The organism is Cohnella sp. (genome assembly GCF_041640265.1).
Taxonomy (GTDB): domain Bacteria; phylum Bacillota; class Bacilli; order Paenibacillales; family Paenibacillaceae; genus Cohnella.
Window position 1 is genome coordinate 48,533 of sequence record NZ_JBEQAP010000022.1, and the last position, 15,329, is coordinate 63,861.

At 47.8% G+C, this 15,329-nt stretch carries 13 protein-coding genes; 4 read left to right on the forward strand and 9 right to left on the reverse strand.

The window, feature by feature from the left end:
- Positions 1–138 precede the first annotated feature (138 nt).
- The 4 genes from ACESLK_RS16650 (at position 139) to ACESLK_RS16665 (ending at position 7,463) form a co-directional block, all read left to right on the forward strand.
- Positions 139–1,311, forward strand: a complete 1,173-nt coding sequence (locus ACESLK_RS16650) for a M20 family metallopeptidase (protein WP_373230727.1) — start codon at positions 139–141, stop codon at positions 1,309–1,311.
- A 503-nt stretch (positions 1,312–1,814) separates the two neighbouring features.
- Entirely contained in the window at positions 1,815–2,159 is a 345-nt protein-coding gene (locus tag ACESLK_RS16655) for a winged helix-turn-helix transcriptional regulator (protein ID WP_373230728.1), read from the forward strand.
- Positions 2,160–2,366: 207 nt separating this feature from the next.
- Positions 2,367–4,100 carry a methyl-accepting chemotaxis protein gene (locus ACESLK_RS16660; RefSeq protein WP_373230729.1) on the forward strand — a complete coding sequence of 578 codons (1,734 nt, stop codon included), beginning with the start codon at positions 2,367–2,369 and terminating at the stop codon, positions 4,098–4,100.
- 30 nt (positions 4,101–4,130) lie between these two features.
- Positions 4,131–7,463, forward strand: coding sequence for a DEAD/DEAH box helicase (locus ACESLK_RS16665; protein ID WP_373230730.1), 3,333 nt, complete (start codon positions 4,131–4,133; stop codon positions 7,461–7,463).
- Between the two features lie 213 nt (positions 7,464–7,676).
- Here the strand turns inward: ACESLK_RS16665 and groL are convergent, their stop codons facing one another.
- The 9 genes from groL to ACESLK_RS16710 all read right to left on the reverse strand — a co-directional run bounded on the left by groL (position 7,677) and on the right by ACESLK_RS16710 (position 15,234).
- The gene (groL, locus tag ACESLK_RS16670; RefSeq protein WP_373230731.1) at positions 7,677–9,317 is read right to left on the reverse strand and encodes a chaperonin GroEL; all 1,641 of its coding nucleotides are present in this window, start codon (positions 9,315–9,317) and stop codon (positions 7,677–7,679) included.
- 87 nt (positions 9,318–9,404) lie between these two features.
- The gene (groES, locus tag ACESLK_RS16675; protein ID WP_373230732.1) at positions 9,405–9,689 is read right to left on the reverse strand and encodes a co-chaperone GroES; all 285 of its coding nucleotides are present in this window, start codon (positions 9,687–9,689) and stop codon (positions 9,405–9,407) included.
- Between the two features lie 226 nt (positions 9,690–9,915).
- The gene (locus ACESLK_RS16680) at positions 9,916–11,187 is read right to left on the reverse strand and encodes a methyl-accepting chemotaxis protein (protein ID WP_373230734.1); all 1,272 of its coding nucleotides are present in this window, start codon (positions 11,185–11,187) and stop codon (positions 9,916–9,918) included.
- A 149-nt stretch (positions 11,188–11,336) separates the two neighbouring features.
- Positions 11,337–12,125, reverse strand: coding sequence for a twin-arginine translocase subunit TatC (gene tatC, locus ACESLK_RS16685; RefSeq protein WP_373230735.1), 789 nt, complete (start codon positions 12,123–12,125; stop codon positions 11,337–11,339).
- Positions 12,126–12,215: 90 nt separating this feature from the next.
- Positions 12,216–12,452 (reverse strand): twin-arginine translocase TatA/TatE family subunit, encoded by a 237-nt coding sequence (gene tatA / locus ACESLK_RS16690; RefSeq protein ID WP_373230736.1) that lies wholly within the window; start codon positions 12,450–12,452, stop codon positions 12,216–12,218.
- Between the two features lie 53 nt (positions 12,453–12,505).
- The gene (locus ACESLK_RS16695; protein ID WP_373230737.1) at positions 12,506–13,558 is read right to left on the reverse strand and encodes a molybdopterin-binding protein; all 1,053 of its coding nucleotides are present in this window, start codon (positions 13,556–13,558) and stop codon (positions 12,506–12,508) included.
- Complete coding sequence (locus tag ACESLK_RS16700) at positions 13,555–14,049, reverse strand: MogA/MoaB family molybdenum cofactor biosynthesis protein (RefSeq protein ID WP_373230738.1); 495 nt, start codon at positions 14,047–14,049, stop codon at positions 13,555–13,557. Before ACESLK_RS16700 ends, ACESLK_RS16695 begins: the two co-directional genes overlap by 4 nt.
- Before the next feature lie 49 nt (positions 14,050–14,098).
- Positions 14,099–14,596 (reverse strand): cyclic pyranopterin monophosphate synthase MoaC, encoded by a 498-nt coding sequence (moaC, locus tag ACESLK_RS16705; RefSeq protein WP_373230739.1) that lies wholly within the window; start codon positions 14,594–14,596, stop codon positions 14,099–14,101.
- 14 nt (positions 14,597–14,610) lie between these two features.
- A complete protein-coding gene (locus tag ACESLK_RS16710; protein ID WP_373230740.1) occupies positions 14,611–15,234 on the reverse strand; it encodes a 5-formyltetrahydrofolate cyclo-ligase in 624 nt (207 codons plus the stop codon).
- Positions 15,235–15,329 lie beyond the last annotated feature (95 nt).

The following is a 15,329-nucleotide window of genomic DNA, read 5'->3' on the forward strand; positions in this document are numbered from 1 at the left end:
TTACACAACTATATAATAGTTGATAATGAGTTTTCGTGCCATAAAAACTACAAATTTACGACATGAGAATACCCGCTTGATTAACCCCCCGTAAAAAGGCTACGATGGAAACAATCCCTAACCTAAGGAGTTCTCCCCATGGCCGACCTGAAAAACACCATTCGGAATACAATAACCTCTTTCTCGCCGCGTTTGAAAGAAATAGCAGTATTCATCGGAGCTCATCCGGAGCTCGGGCACGAGGAAAAACAAGCATCCGCTCTGCTCGCTTCCGAACTCGAAACACTCGGTTATCAAGCGGCTAGAGGAACGTTAGGTTTAGAAACGGCCTTTATTGCCGAATATCGTTCTGCGAAGCCCGGTCCGCTTATCGGACTGCTGGCCGAATATGATGCTCTTCCGGAGCTTGGCCACGCCTGCGGGCATCATCTGATATGTACGATGGCGCTCGGTGCTGCCGCAGGCTTACGCTCTATTGTCGACTCTACCGGCGGAACGATACGCGTGTACGGAACGCCTGCCGAGGAAACGAAGGGCGCTAAGATTGATATGACTGCCGCTGGCTTATTCGACGATTGCGACATCGCGATTATGGCGCATCCTTATCATTGCTACGAACGGTCAGGCTCATCAATGGCAATGGACGCCCTGCAATTCGAATTCCATGGCAAAGCTGCCCATGCCGCAGCCAATCCGGATAAGGGCATTAATGCTCTTGATGCGGTTATATCGCTGTTTAACTCGGTGAATGCACTTCGGCAGCAGACGCAGACTGACGCTCGGATTCATGGAATTGTATCCCATGGCGGACAGGCGCCTAACATTATTCCTGAGTATGCCGCCGCCCAGTTCTATGTACGATCAGCGACACGTGCGTACACCGATGAATTGGCACGCAAAGTTACGGCCTGCGCGAAGGCAGCCGCTATCGCCACAGGCTGTAAGCTGACTGTCAGCAACTATGAGTATTCTTATGATGAATTGCGTACGAATGAGCCCTTGTCCGAGGCCTTCACCGCTAATCTGATCTCCGCCGGAATCCCCGTGGAGGACATTCGGAAAGGACACGACAACGGATCGTTAGATTTAGGTAACGTCTCCTTGCGCTGTCCGGTCATACATCCCTATATTAAGGTCGTAAACGAGCCTTATCAGCTTCATACTCTCGAATTCCGGGATGCCGCGCAAACGGATACCGCCTACGATGCCATGGTATTCGGCGCAACGATGCTTGCGCAAACCGCTTGTGATGTTCTAACGGATGAAGAGCTGCTGCTTCGAATTAAAAAAGATTTCCATCGGAAGGCTTAAGAAGAAGTATTGTCGAGGAGAAGAAGCTATACCAGTGGAGGAAACCAATTCTCCCCAGGTACAGCCTCTATTCATTAATTTCCTACTGAACGGAGCCTTATTGTGTTTATGTAATTTAGCGCTGATCGAAATACAGAATATCGTTTCCATAACGTGACCTGTATTTTGTACATGTCTTTCTACTGTATTTGATGATTTCGCTCCTTTGACCTGCATTTACTGCAGGCAATATTTTCGTTTCCACTCATATCATTGCTTAATGCTCAAAATACCTGTAGTAAATACAGTTGTTCAACTAGTTTGCAAATATAATGGATAATCACCTGCACAAAATACTGTTAATAAATGGATTAGCCTATGTTTGGGCTGAATGGACGATAACACTTAAAACATCCATAATTGAATAAATGAGTCTTTAGGCTCTTAATAAGCAGTAATGCTATTAGCTATACTTTGTATATCAATAAGCTTCATAATATTTTCCGTATAGGAGGCAACTTTACATGCCATCTTCAACCGCACCATCCACGACCGAACCTAAGCAACCCGTCGTTATCGAATGTTCCATCGAGAAAACATTAGACGTTATCGGGGGAAAATGGGCTTTTCTCGTTCTGCGTGAATTATTTTGCGGTACGCGCCGTTTTGGTGAGCTTCAGCGAAGTATTACCTCAGTAAGTCCAAGAGCATTGACAAGCACGCTTCGGCACATGGAAGAGAAGGGCGCGTTAACTCGTACGGTATACCCTACCGTTCCCGTGACGGTTGAATATACCTTAACGCCCAAGGGCGAGGATCTGCATCAAATCGTTAAGGAAATGAAGCTATGGGCGGCCAAATGGACTTAGCTCTATAGCTCGTCTTCCCTCGGGAGACCCATTGCCTGATTTGTTCCGCCTGCTGATCGTTCTATTAAACCATTACTTCCCATTGCTGGGGTTTATAACTCAAGTATTCTTTAATAACTCAAAAAACTGACTTAGGGTACTACATTTTTGTTTCCCTTGACCGATAATAAAATGTAACTAGATGACCTAAAAGGGAGCAAAACAGCCATGATTAACAACGTTGCCATCAAAACAAAGCTGCTCATTTTACTTTTTGTCCCACTGCTGCTATTCGCATTGACTGCCATTTACCTCTTGCAAATGAATTCCTCCAACATCAACAAGCTTACCACTGTGCTTTATGATACGACTAACCGGGCAACTTCCCTGGTTCTTAATGCAGATCGAGATATGTATCAAGCTTATAGCGGCTATCTGAGAACTCAGTCCAGCTATATTACTCCATCCGACAAAGAGCAGGCCTACAAGGATTTCAATGAGAATGTAACACAGGCCAATGATCGAATTAACCAAGCACTGAGCATCCTGAAGGAGCAGCAATTAATCCAGCTTACTCATGCTGAAAGCGGCAAATCCATCGACTCTATCATCCAAGATGTAACCGTTTTATTTAAGCAATGGGTTGAACAGGCAGACAAGAATATGCAAGAAACAACCTCTTCTGCGGAAACCGAAGCCAAGCTACATACTCAGTTTGAAGAAGCACGCGAAAATATAAATCAATTCGGCGAAATCCTTGAAGTCTATGCCCTAGCTAATGTCAGTGAAATCAACAAAGAGAAAAAAACGACGAACACAACGACTTATAGTTTATTGATTCTCAAGTGGCTATTGTTGAGTTTATTCGGATTTATACTTATTCGCAAAATCACAAGTACCGTAGCCCTAGTACAACTTAAAACCAAGCAAGTATCCGACGGAATTCTGAAATACAATCCGCAGAAGAAGTATGATAAGGACGAGCTGGGACAGATTCTCTTGTCCGTCGATAACATGATCGGCAAGATGAGAGAGCTCATCGGCGGCATTGCCAACAGCACGCAGCTTGTGGCGAACGCTTCGCACGATTTATCCATAAGCGCTCAAGAGTCGACTTCGGCCGCCAGTCACGTAGCTGAGAATATTCAAGAAGTGACCTCTTTAGTAGATGTACAGGCCACGATCACGGGGGAAGCCAGCACAGCGATGGAAGAAATGGCCGTCGGCGTCCAGAAAATCGCGGAGAGCACGAATCGTATTGCCGAGCACTCCCAGCAAACAAATGAACAAGCGGATCATGGCGCCGATCTTCTTCTGAAGCTAAGAGAGCAATTGGACCAGATGATGGGTACCCTATTAAAGACGAACCTAAGCGTTAACCTGTTAAATGAGAAATCCGCTAAAATCGGTGCCATTACCGAAAATATTACCAGCTTCGCTAATCAGACCGGGATTCTTTCGCTAAACGCATCTATTGAAGCAGCTCGAGCCGGCGAGCACGGCAGAGGCTTCGCCGTAGTCGCAGCTGAAATTCGAAAATTAGCGACGAGTTCACTTGAATCCGCTCAGGTCATTAACGAGCTAATCGCAGATACCCAGAGTGAAATCGATCAAGCCACGGCCTTTATGAGAACAACAGTCGTGCAATCGGAACGCGGAACGTCTATTATGGATGATGTAGCAAATGGCTTCCAATCGATCGCAGACTCCATTAAGCAGGTTTCCGAGCAGATACACGATACCTCCGCTGTAACAGAGCAGATGTCCGCTAGCTCGGAGGAGGTTTCTGCTGGAATGGAGCAATCCTCTTCCTCGGCAAGGGATATCTCCGGCAAAGCACAGAGCGTAGCCGCAGCCACAGAGGAGCAGCTTGCTCTCGTAGAGAGCATCTCCAATTCCGCAGACCAACTGAAAGATATCGTAAGTAAACTGAATGAGTCGGTCCGTTTCTTTAAGCTTTAGGTTTTCAGCTTTAGGAGGAATCCGCATTATATGCAAAGCTTTCAATTGACCCAGCGAGTTATCAAGTTGCTATGCGGTCACGTCTCCTATGAAATAGGAGACGACTATTATCGCGACAAAAGAGTAACCTTTACCCATTACGACCCCGAAGCCTCGTTCTACGAAGCCACAGTCGAAGGCACGAGCAGCTATCAGGTTTCGGTAGAGATCGATTTGAATGGGGATATCGACGCGGGATGCACCTGTCCCGCTTTTCTTACTTACGACAACTATTGTAAGCATATTGCTGCGGTATTACTGAATATACATGATCTTCAGCATGAAGGCAGATCGCCAACTCGTTCTTACCCATCCTTACTGCACGCAAAAAATACGGATACGGCAAGGTCCAGATATAACGGTGGGCGGTTTGGGATTTCTGCAGCTAGAGGAAATAGAAGTTCTGAAGAGGTTAGGTTGATAAACGGCATGTTAGGTCTGTTTACCGACAATCCGCAACGCCCAAGCCGTATTAGACCTCTGTTCGATACTCGAACAAGCCTTGATTTACAGTTCATCATCAAGCCCTTTCCTTATGGTTATCAGAAGTACTTGTTCGGCGTAGAGCTCAAGGTCGGACTAAAGCGTCTCTATATCGTACAGAAAATAAGAGAATTCCTCGAACGAGTGGATCGAAGAGAAACTTATGTGTTCTCCAAACATTTTACCTATGATCCAAAGCTTCACAGCTTTCAAGTCAATAATGATGCGGTACTCAAGCTGCTCATCCAAATTCATCAGAACGAGAAGCTGTTCCGAGAAACCTCGAGCACATTCTCTTTGAATTCTAATAGTATAAGCGGCGATAGAGTGCTTCTAATTCCGCCTTCCTCATGGGATACTCTTCTTCCTTTAATTACGGGAGATGTATCCGTACAGCTCGAGCAGGGAAGCCAAACCTTCACAGAAATCCATGTATCTAGTGATCCGATTCCTCTTCACTTCGAGTTCGATCAAGCACAATCCGAAGGCTATCAATTGGACGTGCAAGGTCTGGATAATATTACCGTTATGGAGTCTTATGGGATCGTTCTCGCCAATGGAAAGCTTATTAAGCTGCAGGTCGATCAGTGTAAACGGCTCGCGGAGCTTAAGCAAATGCTGGATACATCCTATAAGCACCAAGTTCAAATTAAGCAAGAGCAAATGGAGCCCTTCATGGAGAAGGTCATTCCGGGTCTTATGAAGCTAGGCAGCGTCCGTATCGCTAAAGCTGTCTCGGAACGTATTGTGCAAACGCCTCTCAAGGCCAAGCTCTATTTGGACCGCGTGAAGGATCGCCTGCTTGCCGGTCTAGAGTTTCAATATGGAGACATTATCATCAATCCGTTAGAAGGGACGGACCAGAAGCGCGGCGAGGGCCGCATCCTCATGCGCGACGGGGATCAGGAAGGGCAAATATTGGAGCTTATGGAGCAGGGCTCCTTCGCTAAGACAGAGGGCGGCTACTTCATGAACGATGAGGAAGCTGAATACAACTTCCTCTATCACATCCTCCCTGAGCTGGAGAAGCTGGCAGATGTATTCGCTACCTCCGCGGTTAAGATCAGGCTTCATAGCGCTCATACCCCGCCAATGGTGACGGTGAACATCGGTGAACGTACGGAATGGATGGAATTCAAGTTCCACATGGATGGGATTCCGGATGCCGAAATTCGTCATGTACTGAAATCACTCGAGGAGAAACGCAAGTATTATAAATTAGCTAGCGGAGCTTTTGTTCCTTTAGAGAGCTCCGAGCTCCAAGAAATCGCTCGGTTAATGACTACAATGGGCATTCGCCTGGCGGATCTAAGAGGCTCGGAGATTTTGCTCCCCATTGTTCGCGGAATCCATTTAATGGATTCTGAGCTGCAAGGGAATACGATCAAGCTAAGCAAGTCAGTCCGGCAGATGCTAGAAAACATGCGTAACCCAGACAATCTAGACTTTCTGGTACCGGCTAGCCTTGCTCCTGTTCTTCGGGATTACCAGAAATATGGCTTTCAGTGGCTTAAGACTCTTGCCCATTACCGCTTCGGAGGGATCCTAGCAGACGATATGGGGCTTGGCAAGACGCTGCAGAGCATTGCCTTTATCGTCTCTGTATTACAAGAGATCAGAGATCAGGAGCTTCCCGTTCTCATCGTTTCACCCGCTTCTCTCGTATACAACTGGCACAATGAGCTAAGGAAATTCGCCCCTGATATCCGAGCGGTTATTGCGGATGGGAGTAAAGCAGAACGAAGCATTGCTCTTCGAGGTGCTTCTCAAGTGGATGTTGTGATTACCTCCTACCCCCTTCTGCGCAGGGATATTGAAGAGTATGCTCAGCAATCGTTCCATACCCTCATCTTGGACGAGGCGCAGATGTTTAAGAATCACGCCACGCAGACAGCTCATGCGGTGAAGGGAATTCAAGCGAGGTATCGTTTTGCCTTGACCGGAACGCCAGTGGAAAATACCCTGGAGGAGCTTTGGTCTATCTACGATGCTGTCTTCCCTGAGCTGTTTACGGGCAGGAAAGCTTTTAATGACTTAACTCGGGAAGCCATTTCCAAGCGAATTCGTCCCTTTCTCCTTCGTCGGTTGAAGACTGATGTATTGAAGGAGCTCCCGGACAAAATTGAGTCGTTGCAAGCATCCGAGCTGCTGCCGGAGCAGAAGAAGCTGTATGTGGCCTACTTAGCTAAGCTTCGTCACGAAACCGTGAAGCATCTAAACGAAGAAACCTTCCAGAAAAACCGGATCAGAATCCTGTCAGGTTTAACCCGTCTTCGTCAAATATGCTGTCATCCCGCTTTATTCGTCGAGGGTTATGCCGGAAGCTCAGCCAAATTCGAGCAGCTGATGGAGATTATCGAGGAATGTCGAAGCGCGGGCAAGCGTTTGCTTGTGTTCTCTCAATTCACTCAAATGCTGGATTTAATCGGACGCGAGCTGGGTTATCAGGGAGTGCCTTATTTCTACCTTGACGGGAAGACGCCCGCTTATGAGCGCGTCGAGCTTTGCAACAGATTTAACGATGGCGAAAGAGACCTGTTCCTTATTTCATTGAAGGCTGGGGGAACGGGGCTCAACCTAACCGGAGCGGATACGGTTATCCTCTACGACCTCTGGTGGAACCCAGCCGTGGAGCAGCAGGCAGCCGATCGCGCTCATCGCTTCGGGCAGAAGAACGTCGTCCAAGTCATTCGCCTCGTCACTCAAGGAACCGTGGAAGAGAAGATGTACGAGCTTCAGCAGAGAAAGAAGAATCTCATCGAGGAAGTTATCCAGCCCGGCCAGGAGGCACTGTCCAGCCTGACTGAACAAGAGATTCGAGAAATTCTGATGATTGATTGAAATAGACTACTCTATCGCTTAAACCACCTTCTGTACCTACAGCTGCTTGGGATGGTCGATTCGTGGGTTCTTCTGAGAAAGTCCGTAATAACTTTTCAGACATACTTTCCAAAGCCACCTTGTAAGGAATGTAACTTTTACGTGACTTTAATGCAAAACGGGACCCGTAGAAGGTCCCGTTTTCATTGCTATTATAGGGTTTTGGCTTGATTGTTACATCATGCCGCCCATACCACCCATTCCGTCCATACCGCCTGGCATACCACCGCCGCCGCCTGCGTTCTTCTCAGGCTTGTCAGCGATAACCGCTTCTGTCGTCAGGAAGATTGCTGCCACGGAAGCTGCATTCTGCAGAGCCGAACGCGTTACCTTCACTGGATCGATGATGCCAGCTTCGAACATGTTAACCCATTCGCCGGTCGCGGCATTGTAGCCAGTTCCAACTTTTTCTTTCTTCAAACGCTCAACGATAACGGAGCCTTCTTGGCCTGCGTTAGCTGCGATTGTGCGGATTGGTTCTTCCAATGCGCGAAGAATGATATTAACGCCTGTCTTCTCGTCGCCGTCAGCCTTAACTGCTGATACTGCGTTGTATACGTTAACCAGTGCAGTACCGCCACCGGATACGATACCTTCTTCAACCGCTGCACGAGTCGCGTTCAAAGCATCTTCGATGCGAAGCTTACGCTCTTTCAGTTCGGTTTCAGTAGCTGCTCCAACCTTGATAACTGCAACGCCGCCAGCCAACTTAGCCAGACGCTCTTGCAATTTCTCACGATCGAAATCGGAAGTTGTATCTTCGATTTGAGCTTTGATTTGGTTAACGCGAGCTGCAATATCATTCGTGTCTCCCGCACCGTCAACAATAATGGTGTTTTCTTTGCTTACGCGAACTTGGCGCGCAGTACCCAATTGTTGAACCGTGGTCGATTTCAATTCCAGACCCAGCTCTTCAGTGATTACTTGACCGCCGGTCAGAGCGGCAATGTCTTGAAGCATTGCTTTGCGGCGATCGCCGAAGCCAGGAGCTTTAACTGCAACACACGTGAATGTGCCGCGCAGACGGTTAACGATAAGCGTAGCTTGTGCTTCGCCTTCTACGTCTTCTGCGATAATCAGCAGCTGCTTACCGGATTGAACGACTTTCTCCAATACGGGAAGGATCTCTTGGATATTGGATACTTTCTTATCTGTGATAAGGATGTAAGGATTCTCAAGCACAGCGATCATTTTGTCCGTATCCGTGATCATGTAAGGGGAAACGTAACCGCGGTCGAATTGCATACCTTCAACCACTTCAAGCTCCGTTTGGAAACCTTTGGACTCTTCAACCGTAATAACGCCGTCTTTACCAACTTTTTCCATTGCGTCAGCAATCAATTGACCGACTTCATCGTCAGCAGCAGAGATCGCAGCAACTTGAGCGATATCGTTACGGCCTTCAACTTGCTTGGAAATCTTCTGCAATTCTTCGACAGCCGCTCTAACCGCTTTGTCAATTCCTTTGCGGATAACCATAGGGTTAGCGCCTGCTGTAACGTTTTTCAAGCCTTCGCGAATCATCGCTTGCGCAAGAACCGTTGCAGTAGTCGTACCGTCACCTGCGATATCGTTGGTTTTGGTTGCTACTTCTTTAACAAGCTGAGCACCCATGTTCTCGAATGCGTCCTCTAGCTCGATTTCTTTAGCAATGGTAACACCATCATTAGTGATCAGCGGGGAGCCGAATTTTTTCTCTAGAACAACGTTACGGCCTTTCGGTCCGAGTGTTACTTTTACTACATTCGCCAAAGCATCTACACCACGAAGCATTGCGCGGCGCGCGTCTTCGCTGAATTTAATTTCCTTAGCCATCGTTAAATAACCTCCTTAAGATTTGTAAGTATAGCTGCCTTCCCGGCTGCTTTGTAATGTCAGTAAGTACAACAAGAGTTTGGCTTATTAGCCAACGATCGCGTGGATGTCGCTTTCCTTCATAATCAAATACTCTTTGCCTTCGTATTTGATTTCAGTACCCGCATATTTAGAGAACAATACACGGTCGCCTTCTTTTACTTCTAATGCGATCCGCTCACCGTCTTTTGTCAAAGCTCCACTGCCCACCGCAATAATTGTACCCTCTTGCGGTTTTTCTTTTGCGTTATCCGGTAATACGATACCGCTAAGCGTTTTCTCTTCTTTCGCGTTTGCTTCAACAAGCACGCGGTCACCCAAAGGTTTAATCATGAAAATAGCCTCCTTCTTAGATAGGTGCAATTTATTTGTGTTGCTTATTCGTTAGCACTCGATTGCGTCAAGTGCTAACAGCCATTTTCTATGATACGGTTTTTGCGGATCATTTTCAAGTCCTTTTATGTTAATTTATCCATAAAAAAAATGCGAATCCGCATCTGCTGCGGATCCGCACCGAGCTGGCACGTTTTCCATTGTTTCCCTTTTGCCTAATGCTCATTCACGTTTTGAAATTACCGACCAAACCTTTCAAGCGCGTTGCCATGGAACTCAGGTTCTCCGCCGTACGAGCCATTTCTTCTGTGGAGGACAGTTGTTCCTCCGTCATAGCCGAAACCTGCTCCGTGAATGAAGCCGTCTCTTCCGTTATGCGAGAGATATCTTGAATCGATTGTACAACGGAGGTGCTTCCGGCGGACATCTGCTCAACAGATGCAGCGACATCAACGATGTCGGCACTTAGCTGACCGACCTTGCCGACGATATCACGGAATGTTTCTTCCGCGTTCTGCATTCCAGAAACTGCCGAGAAAACTTGACCCGCACTTTGCTCGAACATCGTTGCTACTTGAGCGATATCGCTAGACATCGTCCCAATGGTATCGCCGATTTGAACGGCGGATTGCTGAGTCTGATCAGCCAGTTTACGAATTTCGCCCGCGACAACTGCAAATCCGCGACCGTGCTCACCTGCACGAGCCGCCTCGATTGCAGCATTCAATGCAAGGAGATTCGTCTGATTGGCAACCTCAGATATGTATCCAATAACCTCACGAACTTCTTCTGACTTATGATTTAGCCCTCTGACGACTTCCTGCAAGGATCGGAATGCCGTATCTACTAGAGCGATCTCCCCGGATGTAGAGCGAAGTAATTCAGAACCTTCCTCTGCTCGGCTAACCGTTGATTGAGCCGCATCGGACACTCCTGTTGTCGTAGCAGCGACTTGATTGAGTCCGTCTAGCGTCTCCTGCATGGTAGCGGATATTTCTTGTGACTGGGCGACTTGCGTCTCCGAACCAGAAGCTACCTTCTCCACAGCTTTAGACACTTCACTGCTCACCCGCGCGTTCTCGTCTGCTCCTTGCTTGAGCAGTATCGCAGAAGCCGCAAGCTCAGCCGTACTGTCGCGCAGCTCCTTCATCATCTTCTGCAAGCCGTCGAGCATTTGGTTGGCTGCTCCAGCTAGGTCTCCCATTTCATCGGAAGAACGAACTTGAATCCGTCTTGTTAGATCGCCCCCGGAAGAAGCGATGTTACGAAGCGTTGAAGTCACTCCACCGATTGCTTCGGTCAGGCCCCGAGTTAACCGCATGAGACCAAAGCCTCCTGCAACCGCTATTATTACGAAGATAATAATAAGCTGGACGAACAACGACCTCTGATCAGCTAAATCCATTCCCGTAACCATAAGTATAAAAGCGATAACCAATAAGGCAACCATTCCCGCATAACCGATTGCAATCTTCCGACCCAATGTCAATTCACGCATTTCATTAGCCCCTCCTGGATTCAACAGCCGATGTAAGCCCTTTCTAGCAAATATTGTATCATAACTTCGACTTTTGGAATATCGAATTATGCCACAATTTGCTTCTTTTTGTAAGGACTGAGTATCGATTATTACTATCTTGGGACGAATTAATCGATATCTTCGCTCGCCAACTCAGCCGTTCTGCTTTCTCGGGCTTTAATTCGTTTACGATATGCAATCCGGGACAGTAAAACACTTATTTCATATAACAAAACCAAAGGAACCGAAACCAATATATCCGAGATGAAGTCAGGCGGAGTTATCATTGTTCCAATGGCTATTAAGATAAACCATGCTAATCTGCGCATTTTCTGAAGCATTCGCGGGTTCAGGATTCCGATTCGAGTTAGGAAAAGAATCATTAGCGGGAGCTCGAACAGTAAGGAAACGGGCAACAAAATGTTAAACAAAAATGCAAAATAATTCGCCACCCCATAGGTTTGCTCCAAGCCCATGCTTAGGGTCACTGTCTCGGTAAACATAAATGCCATTGGAAAAACGACATAATAAGCGAATGCTAGTCCGATCAAGAACATCATTAGAGCGCCAGGCACATACCGGAGAGTCGCTTTCTGTTCTTTCTTGCCAAGCGCCGGCTTCACGAACGACCATAATTGAAACAAAGTAAACGGAATCGAGGCTATCAGAGAGATGAGTATAGCAAACTTCATATATAAGCCTACGGCATCCCACGGCGAGAACACATTGAGCTCAAGATTGTCCACCGGAGCAGCGGCAACCAAGTAATCGAATACAGGTTGCGCGCCGAATAAGCCGCCCGCTAAGCCTAGTATAAAAACAATCAAACAATAAATAATCCGTTTGCGCAGCTCTCCAAAATGGTCGAGTATCGGCATCCAATCTTCATCCTGCCCAGCGTTGAGACTATCCTTCATGACAATCGCCTCCATGCAACAACGGGGCTGTCCCCTTCGCAAATAATTCATCTGCGCCGAGGGACAGCCCCTGCTTGTATTCATTATAATTTACTCTGGGAGACGACGTTCCGTCTTCGGGAGCTCGCTCTCTTCGGGTGAGACATCTACGCGAGCGGCAGTACGATCTTTATCCTTGGAATCATCCATGAGATCGTTCGCGCCTTTCTTAAATTCGCGAAGTGTACGGCCGAATGCTCTGCCCAATTCAGGCAGCTTGTTCGGTCCGAATAGAAGCAATGCGATAAGGACTAACAGAATAATCCCCGATGCGCCAATACCAGACATGGTTCTAACCTCCGTTCCTTGCTGAATCTCAATCTGACAATCGGTTCAGATGCTTAGCAACGGTGCAATCCACCGTAGCCCATTCCGACTATATCTTCTTTCACAATGGTATCTCCAGCCAATACTCGCGGCAATATCACATCAAAAGAGGTATAAGGATCATGCATGACACAGCCGGGCAAACCGAATATCGGTATCCCTTGCAGGTAACCAAACATAAGCATAGAGCCTGGCAGCATCGGCGTTCCGTAGCTGACGATGTCTGTTCCCGCTGCGGTAATCGCTCCGGGAGTACGATCATCCGGATCAACTGACATACCGCCTGTTACAAGTATCATATCATACCCTTGTTGCAGGAAATAGTTAATTTCCTTGACAATTGTTTGTCTATCGTCAGGTACGAACCGTTGCTCCGCAACCTCTGAGCCGAGTGCTTCAAGCTTGGCTCTAACTGCCGGTCCGAACTTATCAACAATGCGGCCGGTAAACACTTCGCTTCCCGTCGTTAGGAGTCCAGCCTTCATTGATTGCAAGGGACGAACGCTTACAGGCGCTCTGCCATAACGCTTTCGGTAATCATCCGCAATTCGTTCGACTGCTTTAACTTTAACCTCCGGTACAATGAGCGGTATTGCCCGAGTTGCAGCTAAGCCTTCTCCTGCATAGACAACGCTATCATTCATGACGGTAGCCAAGGCGATCTCACCTAGCCGGTTAATCTCATCCACCACTTCGCGGTTGATGCAAGCCAGCCCGGTAATCTCGGATTTAACGGATACCTTGCCCTCATGCGGCTCCCCATAAACGGTGTTCTCTCCACTTAAGGCTACTGCCATCCGCCCAGCCGCATCGTCCTCGTGAAGATCGTCTTCGGCCAGCTCGATCACATATAGATTCTCTTTCCCGATATCCTTCAGCTTAGGGATGTCTTCACTGACCACGACATGTCCTTTGCGGAATAACCTTCCCTTGAATTGTCCGGGAAGGATCTGTGTGAGATCATGCGCCAAAACCATACCGACAGCATCCTCTACCTTTACTTCCCTTAGAATTGAGGAACTAATGATCGTCGGTTCATCTTTCAAGGGAAAGCTGGATCCGGTCATATTTCATTCTCCTTGCGTAAGCCCTTTACTTGATCAAGCGCTTCCGGCAGCATATCCATAACCGCCATTAAATGCTCATGGACTCCCTTAGGATCCCCTGGTAAGTTCAGAATCAAGGTACGGCCGCGTATCGCGCATATCCCGCGAAAAAGCATTCCTTTGCGCGAGCGCGCCATCACTTGCGCCCTCATCGCCTCAGGGATACCCGGAACGATACGTTCCGCTATCATTAAGGTGGCTTCCGGGGTAACGTCTCTAATGGCGAGTTCAGTCCCGCCTGTCGTCAATACAAGATCAGCTTGGAAGTAATCGGCCATTTCAATAAGAGCGGCCCGAATCTCGTCTTGATCGTCTGGGACGATGCGATAGTCTACGATGTCTCCATGAAGCTCTTCCTCAACCAATTCACGTATAACCTGGGCGCTTGTATCCTCGCGTTCCCCGCGTGATCCTTTATCGCTTGCTGTCAATAGAGCGACTTTCCAACGCATCTCCATCCCCCCGCTCCCATTTGTTACAAACCTATTATGTGATCGTCTACTATTGCTTATCGGCAGCTCTTGCGTAATCCCCGCTTTTGCCGCCTGTCTTAATGAGCAGCTTCACGGGACCGATGACCATGTCCTTCTGCAGCGCTTTGCACATATCATAGATCGTCAATGCAGCCGCTGAGACAGCGGTCAGCGCTTCCATCTCCACGCCTGTTTTCCCACTTGTCTTCACCTCTGCCGTAATCGTCAATATATCTATTCCATTATCCTCGAAATGAATATTAACTCCCGTCAAGGGCAACGGGTGACACATCGGAATCCAATCCGAGGTTTTTTTGGCCGCTTGTATTCCCGCAATCTGGGCGACGGCGAGCACATCTCCCTTAGCAACGCTCCGCTCTTGAATGCGTCTCAGCGTCTCAGGCGCCATCGTCACTTGTCCCTCGGCAACCGCGACTCTTGCTGTAACAGGCTTGTCCGACACATCCACCATCTTAGCGCGGCCTTGATTATTGAAATGTGTTAACCTGTCCTCCGTGTTATCCATTATGTTCCCCCTTCTTAATACCATATGAATTTCTCATCCGTTGCCAATCCATTAAGCTTCAGGTCATGCGGTTCCATCGGGATTATATCGGTTACGACTTGATTGGAAAAGGCAAATCCGATCCATAGCGTTTCCGCTCCGCCCTTACTCAACTCTTGTGCATATAGCCGATCATAGTAACCGCCGCCATACCCCAATCTTCCACCAGCTTCGTTAAACACAATTCCTGGAACGAGCACGACATCTAATGACTTCGTTCTATCTATTAAACATGTTTGAAGCGGATCCGGTTCCGGAACACCCCACTTTCCGGGAATCCAGTTAGACAATGCTTCGACCTTCCTTATCTCTATTCCTTCTCTACCGGGTATAATTCGTGGGGCTGCCGTCAAATCTCCCCTGTCCCAGCATTGTTGAAGGAGAGTCAACGGGGACGCTTCCGAGCGAAAAGGCGCATAAACACATATGTTCAACGGACGGCCGAGCTTAGAACGGAGAGGATAAAGCACATGAAGCTCCACTAATCCGCACAAGCTTTCAGAGCGTTGCTCCCTCTCCTCAAGGGATAAAGCGTCTCTCACGGCTGTGAGTCTACGCCGCCATTCCTTCTTGTCGGACTTCATCTGTCCATTGTCCATGAGCGGCAAGCCCACCTTTAGCAGTCTATGAAAAATTTACTTTCATTTTAGCATTATTCTCCTAAATTCGCCAAAGCATTGCCGCTTGGACGTGC

Excerpts from the sequence above, each read along its gene's own strand:
- ACESLK_RS16655 (WP_373230728.1), top strand. The coding sequence starts at position 1,815 with ATGCCATCTTCAACCGCACCATCCACGACCGAACCTAAGCAACCCGTC.
- ACESLK_RS16650 (WP_373230727.1), top strand. The coding sequence starts at position 139 with ATGGCCGACCTGAAAAACACCATTCGGAATACAATAACCTCTTTCTCG.
- ACESLK_RS16660 (WP_373230729.1), top strand. The coding sequence starts at position 2,367 with ATGATTAACAACGTTGCCATCAAAACAAAGCTGCTCATTTTACTTTTT.
- groL (WP_373230731.1), bottom strand. The coding sequence starts at position 9,317 with ATGGCTAAGGAAATTAAATTCAGCGAAGACGCGCGCCGCGCAATGCTT.
- ACESLK_RS16700 (WP_373230738.1), bottom strand. The coding sequence starts at position 14,049 with ATGCGTTGGAAAGTCGCTCTATTGACAGCAAGCGATAAAGGATCACGC.
- moaC (WP_373230739.1), bottom strand. The coding sequence starts at position 14,596 with ATGGATAACACGGAGGACAGGTTAACACATTTCAATAATCAAGGCCGC.
- ACESLK_RS16680 (WP_373230734.1), bottom strand. The coding sequence starts at position 11,187 with ATGCGTGAATTGACATTGGGTCGGAAGATTGCAATCGGTTATGCGGGA.
- ACESLK_RS16710 (WP_373230740.1), bottom strand. The coding sequence starts at position 15,234 with ATGGACAATGGACAGATGAAGTCCGACAAGAAGGAATGGCGGCGTAGA.
- tatC (WP_373230735.1), bottom strand. The coding sequence starts at position 12,125 with ATGAAGGATAGTCTCAACGCTGGGCAGGATGAAGATTGGATGCCGATA.
- ACESLK_RS16665 (WP_373230730.1), top strand. The coding sequence starts at position 4,131 with ATGCAAAGCTTTCAATTGACCCAGCGAGTTATCAAGTTGCTATGCGGT.
- tatA (WP_373230736.1), bottom strand. The coding sequence starts at position 12,452 with ATGTCTGGTATTGGCGCATCGGGGATTATTCTGTTAGTCCTTATCGCA.
- groES (WP_373230732.1), bottom strand. The coding sequence starts at position 9,689 with ATGATTAAACCTTTGGGTGACCGCGTGCTTGTTGAAGCAAACGCGAAA.
- ACESLK_RS16695 (WP_373230737.1), bottom strand. The coding sequence starts at position 13,558 with ATGACCGGATCCAGCTTTCCCTTGAAAGATGAACCGACGATCATTAGT.